Source organism: Lentzea sp. NPDC005914 (assembly GCF_040629405.1).
Classification (GTDB): domain Bacteria; phylum Actinomycetota; class Actinomycetes; order Mycobacteriales; family Pseudonocardiaceae; genus Lentzea.
In genome coordinates this window covers 136,474-154,646 of sequence record NZ_JBEXVQ010000020.1, presented here as the reverse complement: position 1 = coordinate 154,646, position 18,173 = coordinate 136,474, and the positions used below count along the sequence as shown (strand labels likewise).

16 protein-coding genes are annotated in these 18,173 nt (G+C 68.5%); 13 read left to right on the top strand and 3 right to left on the bottom strand.

The window, feature by feature from the left end; genetic code table 11:
• Nucleotides 1-51 precede the first annotated feature (51 nt).
• Together ABZ345_RS27390 and ABZ345_RS27385 are read right to left on the bottom strand one after the other, a co-directional pair.
• Complete coding sequence (locus ABZ345_RS27390) at nucleotides 52-807, bottom strand: IclR family transcriptional regulator (protein WP_359854484.1); 756 nt, start codon at nucleotides 805-807, stop codon at nucleotides 52-54.
• 41 nt (nucleotides 808-848) lie between these two features.
• On the bottom strand, nucleotides 849-2,213 hold the full coding sequence (locus tag ABZ345_RS27385; RefSeq protein WP_359854528.1) for a phosphatase PAP2 family protein: 1,365 nt from the start codon (nucleotides 2,211-2,213) through the stop codon (nucleotides 849-851).
• A 116-nt stretch (nucleotides 2,214-2,329) separates the two neighbouring features.
• Here ABZ345_RS27385 and pafA point away from each other — a divergent pair, with 116 nt between their 5' ends.
• The 13 genes from pafA (at nucleotide 2,330) to ABZ345_RS27320 (ending at nucleotide 17,197) form a co-directional block, all read left to right on the top strand.
• A complete protein-coding gene (gene pafA, locus ABZ345_RS27380) occupies nucleotides 2,330-3,688 on the top strand; it encodes a Pup--protein ligase (protein WP_355571453.1) in 1,359 nt (452 codons plus the stop codon).
• Between the two features lie 32 nt (nucleotides 3,689-3,720).
• Entirely contained in the window at nucleotides 3,721-4,722 is a 1,002-nt protein-coding gene (locus ABZ345_RS27375) for an oxidoreductase (protein WP_359854481.1), read from the top strand.
• A gap of 18 nt (nucleotides 4,723-4,740) precedes the next feature.
• Nucleotides 4,741-5,586, top strand: coding sequence for an alpha/beta hydrolase (locus tag ABZ345_RS27370; protein ID WP_359854479.1), 846 nt, complete (start codon nucleotides 4,741-4,743; stop codon nucleotides 5,584-5,586).
• Between the two features lie 60 nt (nucleotides 5,587-5,646).
• On the top strand, nucleotides 5,647-6,612 hold the full coding sequence (locus tag ABZ345_RS27365; protein ID WP_359854476.1) for a WYL domain-containing protein: 966 nt from the start codon (nucleotides 5,647-5,649) through the stop codon (nucleotides 6,610-6,612).
• Nucleotides 6,609-7,580, top strand: coding sequence for a YafY family protein (locus tag ABZ345_RS27360; RefSeq protein WP_359854473.1), 972 nt, complete (start codon nucleotides 6,609-6,611; stop codon nucleotides 7,578-7,580). Before ABZ345_RS27365 ends, ABZ345_RS27360 begins: the two co-directional genes overlap by 4 nt.
• An 18-nt stretch (nucleotides 7,581-7,598) precedes the next feature.
• Complete coding sequence (locus ABZ345_RS27355; RefSeq protein WP_359854470.1) at nucleotides 7,599-7,871, top strand: bacteriophage holin; 273 nt, start codon at nucleotides 7,599-7,601, stop codon at nucleotides 7,869-7,871.
• Nucleotides 7,864-8,169: a Sec-independent protein translocase subunit TatA gene (gene tatA / locus ABZ345_RS27350; protein ID WP_359854468.1), complete on the top strand. Its 306-nt coding sequence runs from the start codon at nucleotides 7,864-7,866 to the stop codon at nucleotides 8,167-8,169. Before ABZ345_RS27355 ends, tatA begins: the two co-directional genes overlap by 8 nt.
• 112 nt (nucleotides 8,170-8,281) lie before the next feature.
• Complete coding sequence (tatC, locus tag ABZ345_RS27345; protein WP_359854525.1) at nucleotides 8,282-9,190, top strand: twin-arginine translocase subunit TatC; 909 nt, start codon at nucleotides 8,282-8,284, stop codon at nucleotides 9,188-9,190.
• Nucleotides 9,187-10,047 (top strand): diacylglycerol kinase family protein, encoded by an 861-nt coding sequence (locus ABZ345_RS27340; protein ID WP_359854465.1) that lies wholly within the window; start codon nucleotides 9,187-9,189, stop codon nucleotides 10,045-10,047. Before tatC ends, ABZ345_RS27340 begins: the two co-directional genes overlap by 4 nt.
• Nucleotides 10,048-10,091: 44 nt before the next feature.
• Nucleotides 10,092-11,933 (top strand): molecular chaperone HtpG, encoded by a 1,842-nt coding sequence (htpG, locus tag ABZ345_RS27335; protein ID WP_359854462.1) that lies wholly within the window; start codon nucleotides 10,092-10,094, stop codon nucleotides 11,931-11,933.
• A 450-nt stretch (nucleotides 11,934-12,383) separates the two neighbouring features.
• Nucleotides 12,384-15,122 carry a DEAD/DEAH box helicase gene (locus ABZ345_RS27330; protein WP_359854460.1) on the top strand — a complete coding sequence of 913 codons (2,739 nt, stop codon included), beginning with the start codon at nucleotides 12,384-12,386 and terminating at the stop codon, nucleotides 15,120-15,122.
• A 96-nt stretch (nucleotides 15,123-15,218) separates the two neighbouring features.
• On the top strand, nucleotides 15,219-15,920 hold the full coding sequence (locus ABZ345_RS27325; RefSeq protein ID WP_359854458.1) for a DUF4333 domain-containing protein: 702 nt from the start codon (nucleotides 15,219-15,221) through the stop codon (nucleotides 15,918-15,920).
• 107 nt (nucleotides 15,921-16,027) lie between these two features.
• Nucleotides 16,028-17,197, top strand: a complete 1,170-nt coding sequence (locus tag ABZ345_RS27320; RefSeq protein WP_359854455.1) for a GNAT family N-acetyltransferase — start codon at nucleotides 16,028-16,030, stop codon at nucleotides 17,195-17,197.
• 7 nt (nucleotides 17,198-17,204) lie between these two features.
• Here the strand turns inward: ABZ345_RS27320 and ABZ345_RS27315 are convergent, their stop codons facing one another.
• A complete protein-coding gene (locus tag ABZ345_RS27315; RefSeq protein WP_359854452.1) occupies nucleotides 17,205-18,149 on the bottom strand; it encodes a 5'-3' exonuclease in 945 nt (314 codons plus the stop codon).
• Nucleotides 18,150-18,173: the final 24 nt, after the last annotated feature.

Genomic DNA, 18,173 nt, shown 5'->3' with positions numbered 1-18,173 from the left:
CTGCACTCCTCTGTGCCAGTCATTCGACATTGTCGAACGCTTGCCACATTACTACCAGGAGAGGCCGCCGAGCTCCCTCGAGACACTGCGAGCTGCCTCACGTACGTAGGACACGAGCTCGAGACGCGGTGGCTGATCAGGTGACTCGCACAAGCGCTCGACCGGTCCGGACACACCCACGGCCCCCACGACGACACCGCGCTTGTCCCGGATCGGCGCGGCGATCGACGCCTCGCCCTCGACGAGTTCGTGCAGGTCGTAGGCCCAGTCACGAGAACGCACGTTGTCCAGCTGCAACCGCAACGCCTCGTCCGGGAGCGTGTGCCGGGTGAACTGCTGCAGCTCGCCGTCGGGCCACTCGCCGAACGCGACCAGCACCTTGCCCAGGGCGGTCGCGTGCCACGGCAGCAGCGCGCCGGTGTCCAGCGCCTGCCGGCTGTTGTCCGGCCGGAACACGTGATGCACCACGAGCACGTGCTTGCCGTGCATCACGCCGATGCGCACCGCCTCGCGCGCACGCATCGCCAACGTGTCCGACCAGTTCAACGCCTTGGCGCGCAGCTCGTTGCCGTCCAGATACGACGTGCCGATCTGGAACAGCGCGGCCCCCAGGCGGTACTTGCCGCCCTCGACCTCCTGCTCGACGAACCCGACCTCCTGCAACGTCCGCAGGATGCCGTGCACCGTCGGTTTAGCCAGGTCGAGGGCGCGCGAGATCTCACCGACGCTCAACTGGTGCGCGCCGCCGTGCGCGAGCAGCTTGAGAACCTCGGCTGCGCGCTGAATGGACTGAATGGGTCCGGGCACGCACGCCACTCTAGCTGCGAACGTTCGACAATGTCGAACAGTTACGGCCGATAGATCCCGAGAGCAGCGGCCCGCGAACGGAACGAGAAGTGCGTGCCTTTCTCGCGCACCTCGCCGTCCGTCGCGATCGAGATCGGCGCACCGTGCACCTCGACGTTCAACGACGCCACCTCGAGGTGCTTGTACATCCGCGAGTGCTCCAACGCCCCGAGCAGGGCGCCCAGGAAGAACCTGGTCCGCGAGAACTGCCTGTCGGCCCGCACGTACCGCACGTCGAGCAGCCCGTCGTCCAGACGTGGCCGCATCGCCGGGGCGAACCCCTTTGGCCGGTACGGGCCGTTGCCCACGAACAGCAGCCACACCAGGTGCTTCTCGCCGTTGATCGTCATCTTCAACGGCTTCGCGCGCTGCAGCACGCGGAACAGCGCCATCGCCGCCGCCGGCCACTTGCCCCAGCGCTTCTCCAGCTTCTCCCGGATCCGCACCATGTCGGGGTAGCCGCCCAGCGACGCCGTGTTGACGAACCACTGGTCGTTGACCTGGGCCAGGTCGACCCGCACACCCACACCGTCCGCGACGGCCTGAGCCGTGTCGTGCAGCCCCTCAATGCCCACGTCACGCGCGAAGTGGTTCAACGTGCCGGAGGGGATGAGCACCAGCGGTAGGTCGCGCTCAGCGGCAACTGAGGCCACGGCCGCCACGGTCCCGTCGCCGCCTGCCACCCCCAGCGCTTTCGCGTCGGGCACGTCGGACAGCTCCTCGATCGAGATGATCCGCGCCTTCGGCCACTCCTCGACGATCCGCGGCGTCGGGTCCGGCCCGATCCCGGAGTGCGGGTTCACCACGACGACCAGCCCGTCGCCCTCCTGCAGCGGCGTCAGGTCGGCGTGTTCGTAGGCCGAAGCGGGCTCGTTCATCCCGAGCGGCCACCAACGGCGAGTCAGCAGCGCGGCACCGACACCCGCCGCAGCACCGGCCGCAACGTCAGAGGGCCAATGAACGCCCGTGTGAACGCGTGAATAGGCCACGGCGGCGGCGATCGGCGCCACCACCGCGCCTGCTTTGGGAGATTCCATGGCCACCGCCGTGGCGAAAGCGGCGGCTGACGCGGAGTGACCGGACGGAAACGACGACGACGTCGGCCGGCGCGACAGCCGGCGGTCGAGCGCGAGCAGATCGGCGGCGGGCCGTCGTCGGGGGAAAAGTGACTTCCCGACGAGGTTCGCGCTGGCAGAGGCCCCGGCAATGGCCGCGAGACCCCGCAGCGCACCCCGCCGGTACGGCCCCTTCCTGGTCGCCAGAATCGCCGCGATCACGAACCACAACACGCTGTGGTTAGCGGCCTTGGAAAGCCTCTTGAAACCCCTGTCCAGCCTGCTCGCGGGCAGTCCGGCGGAGGAGCTCATGAGCTTCTTGTCGAGAGCGCTGACCCGTTTCCACACCCCACCGACACTAAACCGCAACCGGCGTGCCGCCCGAACGGATCACCCTCGTGCGGCCGGAAGTCGCCTACTGTTGAGGGATGCAGCGGCGGATCTTCGGCATTGAGACAGAATTCGGGGTGACCTGCACCTTCCACGGGCAGCGTCGTCTGTCCCCGGACGAGGTCGCGCGGTACTTGTTCCGCCGGGTCGTCTCCTGGGGACGTTCGTCCAACGTGTTCCTGCGCAACGGCTCGCGGCTCTACCTGGACGTCGGCTCGCACCCGGAGTACGCCACGGCCGAGTGCGACGACCTGGCCCAGCTCGTCACCCACGACAAGGCGGGCGAGCGCATCCTCGAGGACCTCCTGGTCGACGCCGAACGCAGGCTGGCCGACGAGGGCATCGGCGGCGACATCTTCCTGTTCAAGAACAACACCGACTCCGCGGGCAACTCGTACGGCTGCCACGAGAACTACCTGGTCGCACGGGCCGGTGAGTTCTCCAGGATCGCCGACGTGCTGCTGCCGTTCCTGGTCACGCGCCAGCTGATCTGCGGCGCGGGCAAGGTCCTGCAGACCCCGCGCGGCGCCGTGTACTGCCTCTCGCAGCGCGCCGAGCACATCTGGGAGGGCGTGTCGTCCGCGACGACCCGTTCCCGCCCGATCATCAACACCCGCGACGAGCCTCATGCAGACGCCGAGCGCTACCGGCGTCTGCACGTCATCGTCGGCGACTCGAACATGTCCGAGGTGACCACGCTGCTCAAGGTCGGCAGCGCGAACCTCGTGCTCGAGATGATCGAGCAGGGCGTCCAGTTCCGGGACTTCTCCCTGGACAACCCGATCCGCGCCATCCGCGAGATCTCCCACGACCTGACGGGCCGCCGCACGGTCCGCCTGGCCGGCGGCAAGGAGGCCTCCGCGCTCGACATCCAGCGCGAGTACTTCGAGAAGGCCACCGAGCACGTGGCCAAGCGCTCCCCGGACCCGATGGCGCAGCGCGTCCTCGAACTGTGGGGCCGCACGCTGGACGCCGTCGAGGCGCAGGACCTGTCGAAGATCGACCGCGAGATCGACTGGGCCATCAAGAACCGCCTGATGGAGCGGTACATGGCCAAGCACAACATGGACCTGTCCAACCCGCGCATCGCCCAGCTCGACCTCGCCTACCACGACATCCGCCGCGGCCGCGGCGTGTTCGACCTGCTGCAGCGCAAGGGCCAGGTCGAGCGGGTCACCGACGACGGCGAGATCGAGGCCGCCAAGGACACCCCGCCGCAGACCACGCGGGCCAAGCTGCGCGGTGACTTCATCGCCGCCGCTCAGGCAGCCGGACGCGACTTCACGGTCGACTGGGTGCACCTGAAGCTGAACGACCAGGCGCAGCGCACGGTGCTGTGCAAGGACCCGTTCCGTGCGGTGGACGAGCGCGTCGAAAGGCTCATTTCGTCGCTTTAGAGGCTTCACGAGAAGTGGCAGAGTGCCGTCGCATGAGGATCATCGCGGCGGCACTCGCTGCTTTCCTGGTTCTACCCGGGGTCGCTTCGGCCTCGGACTCCTACTGGGAGCTGAAACCGACCGGCACGGACGCGCAGTTCCGCGGGTTGTCGGCGGTGTCCGGGCAGGTCGCGTGGGTCAGCGGCTCCAAGGGCACGATCCTGCGCACGGTGAACGGCGGCCGGTCGTGGGAGTCCGTCGGGCCGCCCGGCACGGAGGCGCTCGAGTTCCGCGACATCGAGGCGTTCGACGCGCGCAACGCCGTCGCGCTCTCCATCGGCGAGGGCGAGTCCTCGCGGATCTACCGCACGTCCGACGGCGGGAAGAGCTGGCAGGAGTCGTTCCGCAACACCGAACCGAAGGCGTTCTACGACTGCGTGGCGTTCTTCGACCGGTTCCGCGGGCTGGCGCTGAGCGATCCGGTCGACGGCAAGTTCCGGGTGCTGCGGACGTGGGACGGCGGCCGGTCGTGGCACGTGAACGACACGAAGGGCATGCCCGACGCGTTGCCGGGCGAGTTCGCGTTCGCGGCGTCTGGCCAGTGCGTGACGACTTCGGGCAACCACGCGTGGATCGCGACCGGCGGCGGCGCGAAAGCACGGGTGCTGGAGTCTCGGGACGGCGGCAGGTCGTGGAAGGCGGACGAGGTGCCGTTGCCGAGCGGTGAGGCGGCCGGGGTGTTCGCGGTGGCGTTCAAGACGCCGTGGCGAGGTGTGGCGATCGGGGGCGACTACAAGAAGCCGACCGATCCGACGCCGGCGTTCGCGACCAACAACGGCCACGGTTGGACAGCCGGCAAGCAGGCTCCCATCGGGTACCGGTCGGGCATCGCCTATCGCGGCAACGGGCTGGTGGCGGTCGGGCCGACCGGCACTGACGTGAGCAAGGACGGCAAGACCTGGAAGGTTGCGGACACGGGAAGTTTCGACACCGTGGACTGCGTTGGTAACACCTGCTGGGCCTCTGGCGAAAGAGGACGTGTCGGCCGCTCCTGAGCGGGGTAGCCGTAGCAGGTGTTCGAGGGATTCTCGTTGCGTCGCAGGGACGTTGGCGAGGCCGTGCTGCGAGTGAGGACCGGTGGTGCAGGGCCGCCGGTCCTCCTCTTGCACGGCCACCCTCGGACGCACACGACGTGGCACCGCGTGGCGCCGTTGCTCGCCACGGACCACACGGTCGTATGCCCTGATCTGCGTGGCTACGGCGAGTCCAGCAAGCCCGGTGACTACTCGAAACGGGCCATGGCGCGCGACTTCGTGCGGCTGATGAGCGATCTGGGGCACGAACAGTTCGCGGTCGCCGGACACGACCGAGGCGCCGCCGCGGCGATCCGGTTGGCGCTCGATCACCCGGAACGGGTCACGAAGCTGGCGGTGCTCGACGGGCTGCCGATCGGGGCTCACCTCGCCCGATGCGACGCGAGGTTCGCGAAGGCCTGGTACCACTGGTTCTTCCTGGCCCAGCAGGAGCTCGCCGCCGCGATGATCAACGCGGACCCGGACCTCTTCTACGGCGGGCGCTACCACGACACGCCGCTCGCGATGGGCGTGGAGAACTGGGCCGACTTCCAGAAGGCCATTCACGACCCCGAGACCGTGCTGGCGATGTGCGGCGACTACCGGGCGGGTCTGGAGGTCGACCGCCAGCACGACGACGAGGACAGGGCGCACGGGCGGAAGATCGCGTGTCCTGTGCTGGCGTTGTGGTCGGCGAAGGACGACCTCGGCGAGCTTTACGAAAATCTTGACGCCGTGTGGGCGGAATGGGCCGATGACGTGCAGATACGGTCCATCGACTGTGGGCACCACATGGCCGAGGAAGCGCCCGTGGAGCTGGTACGAGAGTTGCGCACGCTGCTCTGAACGGACCGTTCACAACAGGTGATGTCAAGGTTTCAAACCACACGGGGTTAGGGTTTGCCCGTGGCCATCGCACGCGCCGAACGCCTCGTCAATCTGGTGCTGTGCCTGCTGTCGACCCGCCAGTACCTGACAGCGGAGCGCATCCGCGCCATCGTCCCGGGCTATCACGAAGCTCCGACGGACGAGGCGTTCTTCCGCATGTTCGAACGGGACAAGTCCGAACTGCGCGATCTCGGCGTGCCGCTGGAGACCGGCAGGCAGTCCAACGCCGAGGGCGCGGAGGACGGCTACCGGATCGCGCGCCGTGACTACGAACTCGGCGACATCGACCTCGAACCCGACGAGGCGGCGGCGGTCGCGCTGGCCGCGCGACTTTGGGACTCGCCGCAGCTCACGGGCGCGGTGCACGGCGCGCTGATCAAGCTCAGGGCCGCCGGGGTGGACGTCGACCAGGACGCCCCGGCCGCCGTCGAGCCCAAGGTCCGGGCGAACGAGCCGGCGTTCCCGCCGCTGCTGCAGGCCGTGCAGGCTGGGCAGGTCGTCGCGTTCGACTACCGCAAGCCGCCGCCGGGCGGGCAGAAGGAACGAACGGTCGAGCCGTGGGGTGTCGTCGCGTGGCGCGGCAAGTGGTACCTCGTCGGCTGGGACCGCGACCGCGACGACACGCGCTGTTTCCGGCTCTCGCGCGTGGTGGGTCAGGTGCGTCCCGTTGGCAAGCCGGGTGCGTTCAAGGTGCCCGAGGGCGTCGACCTGATGAGCCTCATCGCGCGCACGGAGGTCGATCCGCACCACACGGCGCCCGCGAAGATCTGGGTCGCCAAAGACCGCGCCCAGGGGCTGCGCAGGCACGCGAAGGTCATCGAGGAACGCGACGGTGGCGACGTCGTGGAGATCGACCTGAAGTTCCCCGACTCGGCGGCCAAGTGGCTGGCCGGGTTCGGGCCCGACGTCGTGGTGCTGGAGCCCGAAGTTCTCCAGAAGTCCGTTCGCGACCGCCTGCAGGGTGCACTGGAAGGAGCGCGGTGACCGCGTCGAACGAACGGCTGCCGCGTTTGCTCGCCCTCGTCCCGTACCTGCTCAACCGGCCCGCCATCACGGTCAAGGAGGCCGCGGCCGACTTCGGGATCACGCCCAAGCAGCTGCGCAAGGACCTCGAGCTGCTGTGGATGTGCGGCCTGCCGGGCTACGGGCCCGGCGACCTGATCGACCTGTCCTTCGAGGGCGAGACCATCACCGTCTCGTTCGACGCGGGCATGAACCGGCCGCTGCGGCTCACGGCGGCCGAGGCGTCGTCGTTGCTCGTGGCGCTGCGGGCCCTCTCGGACACGCCTGGGGTGGTCGACACGGACGCGGTCCAGCGCGCGCTGGCCAAGATCGAGTCGGCGGTCGGCAAGGCGCAGCCCGCGGGCATGGTCGTGGGACTCGGTGCGTTCGAGCGCGAGGAGACCGCGGAGATCCGGGCGGCCGTGCAGGATGCCGTGAAGCGGCTTCGGGCAGTGCGCATCCGCTACTACTCGCAGTCGCACGACGCGATGAGCGATCGGGTCGTCGACCCGATGCGTCTGCTGCTCGTGGAGGGCCGCGGCTACCTCGAGGCGTGGTGCCGTTCGGCGCTCGGAGTGCGGTTGTTCAGGCTCGATCGCATCGACGAGGTGCAGGTGCTCGACGAACCGTCGTCGCCCCCGCCGCACGCCCGGCTGACGGATACATCGGAGGGGTTGTTCCAACCACGGGACGATCAGAAGATCGCGGTCCTTCTTCTCGAACCGGACGCGCACTGGGTCGCCGAGTACTACCCCGTTGATCACGCGGCAGAGCTCTCGGACGGCCGCACGCGTGTCCTCATGCGCTACGACGACACTTCCTGGATGGTCCGCCTGCTCCTCGGACTCGGCGGTGACGTGCACGTCGAGCAGCCGGCCGAGCTCGCGGCCGAGGTGGTGCGCCGGGCGGAGGAGGCATTGCGCCGGGCAGATCACCTGCTGTCCACCTAAGACGTATAACGTGTGCTCGTGCCGTACACACCGACCCTGGCGCTGATCGCGCTCGGCCTGATCGTGCTGGTCGCGATCGGACTCCGAGTCATCCGATCCTTGCGTCGATTCGCCAGCGCACGCACTCTGGTGGGGGACAGGGTCGGCGACGGTGTCGGACTGCTGAAGGCGCGGTCGGCCGCGCTGAAGGTGGCCTTCGCCGAACGGCGGCGCCCGGAACAGGCCCGTACCAGGGCGAACCCCGCGTACGATCGTCGTGGCGGGGGAGACAGGAGGATCACCAATGGGTAACCTCGGACCCACCGAGCTGATCATCATCGCTGTGGTGATCATTCTGCTGTTCGGTGCGAAGAAGCTGCCTGACATGGCGCGCTCGCTCGGCCGGTCGGCGAAGATCTTCAAGGCCGAGACCAAGGGCCTGCGCGACCAGGGCGAGGACGACGCGCCGGTTCAGCAACAGCCCGTGCAGCAGCCGGTGCAGCAGCTCCCGCCGGCCCAGCCGCAGGTCCAGCAGCCCGTTGCGCAGCAGCCGCAGGTCGCGCCGCCCATCGAGCAGACCTCGCAGAACAAGGCCAACAACACCAACTGACCTCCTGGTCTCCTAACTCGTAAGGACGGTCACGGAGGTGGCAAGTCCGTTCCGGTGGTTCGCCGAGCGCCGGGAACGCGGCAAGCGCCGTAGGGGCAATCCCGACGGCACCATGTCGCTCAAGGATCACCTGTACGAGCTGCGGCATCGGCTCGGCATGGCGATGTTGATCATCGCTATCGGTGCCATTTTCGGCTGGATCTGGTTCGCGGTGAAGCTGGGGCCGATCCCGTCGCTGGGTGACATCATGACCGGCCCGTACTGCCAGCCGGATCTCGCGCCGTACCGGGTCCAGTTCCCCGGTGAGACAGGCTGCCGTCTGCTGCAGACGGAGCCGTTCGAGAGCTTCATGATCCGCCTGCAGGTGGGTGCGGCGGCGGGCGCGGTGCTGCTCAGCCCCTTCTGGCTGTACCAGTTCTGGGCGTTCATCACCCCCGGCCTGTACCAGAAGGAGCGCAAGTTCGCGCGCACCTTCGTGTCCTTCGCGGCGCTGCTGTTCCTGGCCGGCGCCGTGCTGGCCTACTGGGTGGTGCCGCAGGGCCTGCAGGTGCTGATCAGCTTCGGTGGTGACCAGTTCATCACCGCGCTGACCGGTGGGAAGTACGTCTCGTTCATCATCACGATGCTGTTCATCTTCGGCGTGAGCTTCGAGCTGCCGCTGGTGGTCGTGATGCTCAACCGGGCAGGCGTGATCTCGTACGAGACGCTGTCCAAGTGGCGGCGCGGCCTGCTGATGGGGCTGTTCGTGTTCGCCGCGATCGCGACGCCGGGTACCGACCCGATCTCGATGGTCGCGCTGGCGCTGGCGCTGTCGTTGCTGTTCGAGCTGGCGATCCAGCTCGCGCGGATCCACGACCGGCGCAAGGCCAAGCTCCGTGCCGCCGAGGGCTGGGACGCGCTCGACGACGACGAGGCGGCGCCGTTCGACTACACGCCGTCCGACGACGACGGCAACGCGTCCGACGAGAAGGCCATCGCTTCGGAGCCCACGAAGCGCGTGAACTACGACGACGCCACGTGACGCGGGCGGCCTTGCTGGTCTGCCCCGCGTCGGGCAAGGGGCGGGCGGCCCGCATGGCAGGGTCGACCGCCGCGGCGTTGCGTCCGCACGTCTCGTCGCTGACGCAGCTGGTCGCGCACGACGCGGCCGGCACCCTGGCGATGGCGCGCGAGGCCGTGGCCTCCGGGATCGACCTGCTGGTCGTGCTCGGTGGCGACGGTGCGGCTCATCTGGGTATCCAGGCGTGCGCCGGGACGCCGACGGCGCTGGGGATCGTGCCGGCGGGTACCGGCAACGACCTGGCGACCGCGATCGGGTCCGCCTCGGTCGAGGACGTCGTGTTCGGGACGCGCAAGAAGCTCGACCTGGGCCGGTTGTCGACGGGGCAGTGGTTCGCGACGGTGCTGTGCGCCGGGTTCGACTCCGCGGTGAACGAGCGGGCGAACGCGATGCGCTGGCCCGCCGGTCCGCGCCGCTACGACCTGGCGATCGTGGCCGAGCTGGCGTCGTTGCGTTCTGCGCCGCTGCTCATCACGACGGAGACCGACACGTTCTCGCTGGACGCGACGTTGGTGGCTGTCGGGAACACGCCCAACTACGGCGGCGGGATCCCGGTCTGCCCGACCGCTGACGCCTCCGACGGCCTGTTCGACGTGACGGTCGTGGAGCATGCGAGCCGGTCGATGCTGGTCCGGATGCTGCCCACGTTGCGCACGGGCAAGCACACCGAGCATCCGTCCGTGCGCACGTTCCGCGCGCGTGAGGTGTCGTTGTCCGGTGGCAACGGCTGGATCGCTTACGCCGATGGCGAACGCCAGGAGGCGTTGCCCGTCTCACTTCGCACGGTTCCAGGCGCTCTCACAGTCGTGGGTCGGTAAGTTGTAGCGCTGTTCGTTCCGCTTTCTGTTTTCGGTGGGGATTCATGGAGACGCTTGAGTTTCAGTCCGAGGCGCGCCAGCTGCTGCAGCTGATGATCCACTCGATCTACTCGAACAAGGACACGTTCCTGCGCGAGCTGGTGTCGAACGCCTCGGACGCCCTGGACAAGCTGCGGCTGGAGTCCTTCCGCGACAAGGACATGGACGTCGACACCGACGACCTGCACATCGTGATCGAGTCCGATCCCGCCGAGCGCACGCTGACCGTGCGCGACAACGGCATCGGCATGACGCACGAGGACGTCGTGCGGCTCATCGGCACGATCGCGAAGTCCGGCACCGCGGAGTTCCTGAAGCAGCTCAAGGACCAGCAGTCCTCCTCGTCCGACCTGATCGGCCAGTTCGGCATCGGCTTCTACTCGTCGTTCATGGTGGCCGACAAGGTCACGCTCGTGACGCGGCACCCGCACTCCGCGAAGGGCGTGCGCTGGGAGTCGACCGGCGAGAGCACCTACACGATCGAAGACGTCGACGACGCGCCGCAGGGCACCTCGGTCACGTTGCACCTCAAGCCGTCCGACGACGAGGACCGCCTGCCCAACTACACCGAGCCGGCGAAGATCCGCGAGATCGTCAAGCGCTACTCGGACTTCATCACCTGGCCCGTGCGCCTCGGCGGCGAGGAGATCAACTCCCGCAAGGCGCTGTGGGCGCGCCCGGCCTCCGAGGTGACGGAGGAGGAGTACGCCGAGTTCTACCGCCACATCAGCCACGACTGGAACGCGCCGCTCGAGACCATCCGCATGCAGGCGGAAGGCACCTTCGAGTACCAGGCCCTGCTCTTCCTGCCGGCCCAGGCGCCGCTCGACCTGTTCATGCGCGACAGCAAGCGCGGCGTGCAGCTCTACGTGAAGCGCGTCTTCATCATGGACGACTGCGCGGAGCTGATGCCGGAGTACCTGCGCTTCGTGAAGGGCGTGGTGGACGCCGCGGACCTCTCGCTGAACGTCTCGCGCGAGATCCTGCAGCAGGACCGCCAGATCCAGCTGATGCGCCGCCGTCTGGTGAAGAAGGTCCTCTCGTCCATCAAGTCGCTGCAGTCGTCGCGTCCCGACGACTACGCGAAGCTGTGGGGCGAGGTGGGCGCGGCTCTCAAGGAGGGCCTGCTCTCCGACGCGGACAACCGCACGGCGATCCTGGACATCTGCTCCTTCGCCTCGACGCACTCCGAGGACGCGCTGACCACGCTGTCCGAGTACGTGGGCCGAATGAAGGAGGGCCAGGAGCACATCTACTACATGACCGGCGACTCGCGGGTGGCCGTCGAGAAGTCGCCGCACATGGAGGCGTTGCGCGCCAAGGGTTTCGAGGTCCTCATCCTCACCGACCCGATCGACGAGATGTGGGTCGACTCCGTTCCGGCCTACGAGGAGAAGCTGTTCCAGTCCGTCGCCAAGGGACAGGTGGACCTGGAGACGGAGGAGGAGAAGTCCGCCGCGGCGGCCAAGGCCGAGGAGTTCTCGGACCTGCTGTCGTGGATGGCCTCTTCTCTGGAGGAGGACGTCAAGGAGGTCCGGCTCTCCACGCGCTTGACGACCTCGCCCGCCTGTGTGGTCGGCGACGCGCACGACATCACTCCCACTTTGGAGAAGATGTACAAGGCGATGGGGCAGGAGCTGCCGAAGATCAAGCGGATCCTGGAGCTCAACCCGTCGCATCCGCTGGTCGAGGGCTTGCACACGGCGTTCGCGGGTGGTGAGCGGGAGTCGCTCGCCGACTCCGCTGAACTGATCTACGGGCTGGCGTTGCTGGCCGAGGGCGGGGAGTTGGCGGATCCGTCGCGGTTTGTGAAGCTGGTGGCGGATCGGGTGCAGCGCACGTTCTGACGGGTGCTCGTTTGATGCGTTGAAAGGCCCGGTTCGCCTTTGGCGGGCCGGGCCTTTTGGCGTTCGGGGCCGGGTCGATTCATGGTGTGCGACTTCGGCCGTTATTGATTCATGATCTTGCCTTGGTGCGGGGTTGAGGCGCTGAGCTGGGATAACGTATAAGCCGATGCTCACTCGGTAAGCGGTGATGACGTGCCCGGCTCGGCGATTGGGGCCCGCCTTCAAGGCCGATAAAGCGTCTCGTCAGAGGATCGAAGTCAAGTCCAATCGCTATCGTCCCGAAGCGGTGATGAATCGACCTGGCCCGGTGATTCCGGGCGAGGTGACCACCCGCCAGTCCTCGCAAGCGACCGGCGCTCTGGACCCCGCAGCCCGCTCGATACCTTCAGTGACAACTGAAGTTAATCAATGTCGGCGGCGATTGTCGGTGCGATGTGAAAGCCTGAAGGGGTGTCAAGTGCTTCGCGGTCCCCGGCCGAGGCCTACGCCCACTCCCGGCGCAACGCCCAGCGGCCCAAGCTGACCGATTTCGGCTCTGTGATCTCGTTCGAGCTGGACCCGTTCCAGCGCCAGGCCTGTGAGGCCCTGGAGGACGGTCACGGAGTGCTCGTCTGCGCGCCCACCGGTGCCGGCAAGACCGTGGTGGGCGAGTTCGCCGTGCACCTCGCGCTGACCGAGGGGCGCAAGTGCTTCTACACGACGCCGATCAAGGCGCTCAGCAACCAGAAGTTCGCTGATCTCACGGCGCGGTACGGGGCCGAGAGCATCGGGCTGCTGACGGGGGACACGAGCGTCAACGGTGGCGCGCCCGTGGTCGTGATGACCACCGAGGTGCTGCGGAACATGCTGTACTCGGGTTCGTCCACTCTGGACGGTCTCGCGTACGTCGTCATGGACGAGGTGCACTACCTGGCGGACAGGTTCCGCGGGCCCGTGTGGGAAGAGGTCATCCTGCACCTGCCGGAGCACGTGCAGGTGGTCGGTCTGTCCGCGACGGTCAGCAACGCCGAGGAGTTCGGCGAGTGGCTGGTCGAGGTGCGGGGCGACACCAGTGTCGTCGTCGACGAGCACCGGCCCGTGCCGTTGTGGCAGCACATGATGGTGGGCAACCAGATGCTCGACCTCTTCGAAGGGGACGAGACGCACGCGCGGATCAACACGCAGGTGTTGCGCAAGACGGAGGAGCTGGCGCGGTACCACGTGCCGTTCAACCGCAACCGCAATCGCGGCAACACCGGGCGGCCGACGCGCAACTCCGGGTACAAGCCGCCGTCGCGCATCGACATGATCCAGCGGCTCGACAACGCGAACCTGCTGCCCGCGATCGTGTTCGTGTTCTCCAGGGCCGGATGTGACGCGGCGGTCGCGCAGACCGCGCGGGCCGGGCTGCGGCTCAACACGCCCGAGGAGACCGAGCAGGTCCGGCGGATCATCGACGAGAAGACGCGCGACCTGCCCGAGGCCGACCTCACCGTCCTGGGCTTCTGGGAGTGGCGTGAGGCGCTGGAGCGCGGGATCGCGTCGCACCACGCCGGGCTGCTGCCCGCGTTCAAGGAGACGGTCGAGGAGCTGTTCGTCCGCGGGCTGGTCAAGGTCGTGTTCGCGACCGAGACGCTGGCGCTGGGCATCAACATGCCCGCGCGGACGGTCGTGCTCGAGAAGCTCGTCAAGTACAACGGCGAGGCGCACGTCGACCTCACGCCGGGGGAGTACACGCAGCTCACCGGGCGTGCGGGGCGTCGTGGCATCGACGTCGAGGGGCACGCGGTCGTCGTTTGGCAGCCCGGGATCGACCCGAAGGCCGTCGGCGGGCTCGCTTCCACGCGCACGTATCCGCTGCGGTCGAGCTTCCGGCCCGGCTACAACATGGCCGTCAACCTCGTGCACCAGCTGGGGGCGTCGGCCGCGCGCGAGATCCTGGAGCAGTCGTTCGCGCAGTTCCAGGCCGACCGGTCGGTGGTCGGGCTGGCGCGCCGCATCGAGCGCAACAAGGAGGCGCTCGCGGGCTACACCGAGGCCATGACGTGCCACCTCGGCGACTTCACGGAGTACGCCGGGCTGCGCCGCAGGGTCGCGGACCGCGAGAAGCAGCTCGCCAAGCAGAACACCAACTCGCGCCGCATCGAGACGGCCAAGTCGCTGGAGACCCTGCGCAAGGGTGACGTGATCGCGGTGCCGTCCGGGCGCAGGTCCGGGCTCGCCGTCGTCATCGACCCCGGCATCGAACCGCTGGGTGAGGCGCGGCCGCTGGTCGTCACCGAGGACCGCTGGTCCGGCCGGCTGACGTCCGCGGACTTCCCGGCCCCGGTCGAGGTCCTCGGCCACATCCGGCTGCCGCGGCAGGTGGACGTGCGCTCGCCCAAGTCGCGGCGCGACCTCGCGTCGACGATCCGCAACACCGGCATCACCGTGCCGTCGCGCGGCCGCAAGAAGACCACGGCGGACGACGACCCCGAGCTCGCGACGCTGCGCCGTGCCCTGCGCGCGCACCCGTGCCACGGCTGCGACCAGCGCGAGGACCACGCGCGGTGGGGCGAGCGGTACCACCGGCTGCTGGCCGAGACCGAGCAGCTCGAGCGCAAGGTCGCCGCGACCACGCACTCGCTGGCGCGCCAGTTCGACCGCATCCGGGCGTTGCTGCGCGAGCGCGGGTACCTCTCCGTCGCCGACGAGGTGACCCACGACGGCAAGCGTCTGACCAGGCTCTACAGCGAGTCGGACCTGCTCGCCGCCGAGTGCCTGCGCAAGGGTGTGTGGAAGGGCCTCAAGCCCGAGGAGCTCGCAGCCGTCGTGTCGTCGCTGGTCTACGAGGCGCGCCGGGACGGTCCGGTCGAGGCGCGGCTGCCGCAGGGGCCGGTGGCGGACGCGATGCTGGCGACGGTGCGGCTGTGGGCGGAGATCGAGGACGACGAGCGCCGTCACAAGCTGGAGCGCATCACGCGGCAGCCCGACCCCGGGTTCGCGTGGCCGGTGTACCGCTGGGCGCGCGGTGAGTCGCTGGAGAAGGTTCTGAGCGCGGCCGAAGCGGGTGGAAATGAGCTCGGCGCGGGCGATTTCGTCCGTTGGTGCCGTCAGGTGATCGACCTTTTGGACCAGATCCGTGAGGTGGTCGGCCGCCAGGACCCGGTCGGTGCCGCCGCGGCCAAGGCGGTCGACGCGCTGCGCCACGGTGTTGTGGCGATGATGTGACATGCGCCTGACGAAGGTTTTGCGAGTCGGAGTAAAGACTGACGTCAACGGTGTGATTGGATTTCGCCGCAACGTCGTACACACGGAGGTCGACAGATGAGCAGCCCGTACGGACCGTCCGGAGGGAACGATCCGCAACAGCCCTGGGGCCAGCCGCAACAGCCGCAGCAGCCCTACGGTGGTGGTTTCCCTCCCGGTACACCGTCGGGCGGCTTCCCGGCCCAGAACCCGGGACAGAACCCCTACGGCCCGCCGCAGCCCCAGCAGGGACAGCCGCCGCAACAGCCGTACCCCGGTTTCGACCCGTCCCAGCAGCAGACGCAGCAGTACGGCGTGCCGCAGGGCCCTCCGCAGTCGAACCCGTACGGCACGCCCGTGCAGGGAGACCCGTACGGCCAGCAGACGCAGCAGTACCCCGGTCAGCCCAACCCGTACGGTCAGCAGCCCGGCTACGGCGCCCCGGTGCCGCCGAAGAAGAAGTCCAGCGCGGCCATCTGGGTCGCGGCGGTCGTCGTGGTGCTGCTGGTCGGTGGCGTGCTGTTCGCCGGGTTCGTGTCGCCGGCCTTCTTCAAGAAGAAGATCTTCGACAACACCGCCGTGCAGACCGGCATCGTCCAGATCCTGAAGGACGAGTACAAGATCTCCGACGTCGGCAGCGCGACCTGCAGCGGTGAGAACGAGGTCAAGCCCAACACCTCGTTCGAGTGCAAGGTCCAGGTCGGCGGCAAGGACAAGAAGGTCAAGATCGTCGTCAAGACCGAGGACGGCGAGTACGAGGTGGGCCAGCCCACCGGCTGACCACAGGCTCTCCGAAACCCTCCCCCGGCAACCGTTCGGGGGAGGGTTTCGCGTCTGAGCGGAAACTGGGATGCGCCCGTGGTCGTGGGTGAGCGACCATCGCGGGCGTGACCGAGATCCGCGTTCTCACCGACGAAGCGCAGTTCCGCGCGCATTGCACCCTGTTCCGCCGCGCCATTCACGCGCAGGCTCCCTCCGACGACTCGTGGGCGATCACCCTGCCCTCCTACGAGCAGGGCCGGGTCCACGCGGCCTTCGACGGCGACGAGATGGTCGGCACGACCCAGTCGTTCGGCAGCTCCCTGGTGGTGCCCGGTGGTGCCGTCGTGCCGCACTCCGCCATCTCACGCGTGGGCGTGCGTGCCGACTACACGCGCCGTGGCGTTCTGACCGCCCTGATGCGCGAGCAACTCTCGGCGCTGCCTGATCCCGTCGCGACGCTGCGTGCCACCGAAGGTCGCATCTACGGCCGTTTCGGCTACGGCGTGGCCGGTCGCGTGCGGGAGGTGGAGATCGACGCGAAGCACGCGGTGATTCCGGGTGCCATGACGGGCCGGGTGCGGATGATCGACGCCGACACCGCCGACAAGCTGCTGCCGGAGCTGCACGACGCGATCGGGCTGCGCAGGCCGGGCCAGATCTCCCGGTGGCCGGGGTGGTGGGCGAGGCAGCGCGACCGCAAGGGCGAGGCGGAGAACTCGGTCACCGTCGTCCACAGTGGACCGGACGGCGACGACGGTTTCCTGACCTACAAGGTGACCACGGAGAAGGATTTCAAGCATCGGCTGTCCGTTGAGGACCTCGAGTACGCGAACGCCGACGCGTGGCGCGACCTGTGGATCTACGTGGTGCGGCTGGACCTGGTCGACCACATCGAGAACGAGGTGCCGCTCGACGACCCGGTGTCGTTGCTGTTCGAGGACCCGCGCGTCGTGCTCACCAAGGACGTGTTCGACGAGATCTGGCTGCGGCTCGCCGACGTGCCGCGCATGCTCTCCGCCCGCACGTACGGCCACGCCGACGCCGTCGTGCTGGAGGTGCACGACAAGCTGCTGCCCGCCAACGACGGCCGTTACCGGGTCTCGCCGGACGGTGCCGAGCGAGTGGACGCGTCCGCCGACATCACGATCCCGGTCGACCTGCTGGGCGCCGTGTACTTCGGCGACACCACGTTCTCGCAGCTCGCGGCCACCAAACGGATCGAGGGGACCCGCCTGGCCGATGCCGACGCGCTGTTCGCAGTGCCGCAGAAGCCGGTCTGCGGAACCTTCTTCTAGACCGAGCTCAGGCGCGCCGCTCCATCGCGTTGACCAGACGCGGCACCGAGCTGCCCAGACCCCAGCGCTGCGTGAGCTCGCGCAGCCGCTCGGGGTCGGCGGGCACGCGCGGCACCTCGTCGTCGCGGTCCTTGACGACGGGGGCGTCCAGCGCGGTGCGCACGACCGTGGGCGCGGCCGCCAGGTACTCCTCGGCCGCGATGAGCGAGTTGCGGGCCTTGGTCGTGAGCTTGCGGTCCATCGGGTCGCTCACGGCCTTGAGCACGGCGTCCAGCGAGCCGAACTCGGTGATGAGCTTCGCGGCCGTCTTCTCGCCGATGCCCGCGACGCCCGGCAGGCCGTCGGAGGGGTCGCCGCGCAGCACGGCCATGTCGGCGTAGGCGGACCCGGCGTTCTCGACCGGCAGCGAGTACTTGGCGGCCAGCTCCTCGGGGCCGAGGATCTCGACCTTGTTCCAGCCACGGCCGACGTACAGCACGTGCACGGGCGTCGGCTCGAAGCGCACGACCTGGAACATGTCGCGGTCGCCCGTGACCACCTCGACGGGTGACTTCTGCTCGTGGTGGGCCAACGCGCCGATGACGTCGTCCGCCTCGTACCCCGCCGCCTCGCCGGTGCAGATGCCGGCCGCGTCGAGGACGTCGAGGATGATCGGGATCTGCGGCGTGAGGGTGTCCGGGACCTCTTCGGAGCCGTCAGCGGCGTCCTCGGCCACGCGCTGCGCCTTGTAGGAGGGCAGCAACTTCACCCGGAACTCGGGCCGCCAGTCGGCGTCGAGGCACGCGACCAGCCGGCCTGCGCCGCGGTCGTTGATGACGCGCGCGATCGTGTCGACGAACCCGCGCACGGCGTTGACCGGCGTGCCGTCGGGCGCGGTCATCGAGTCCGGCAGCGCGTAGTACGACCGGAAGTAGAGGCTCGCGGAGTCCAGCAGCACCAGGGGAGAGCTCACGAGTGGACAAGCTACTAGTGCTGT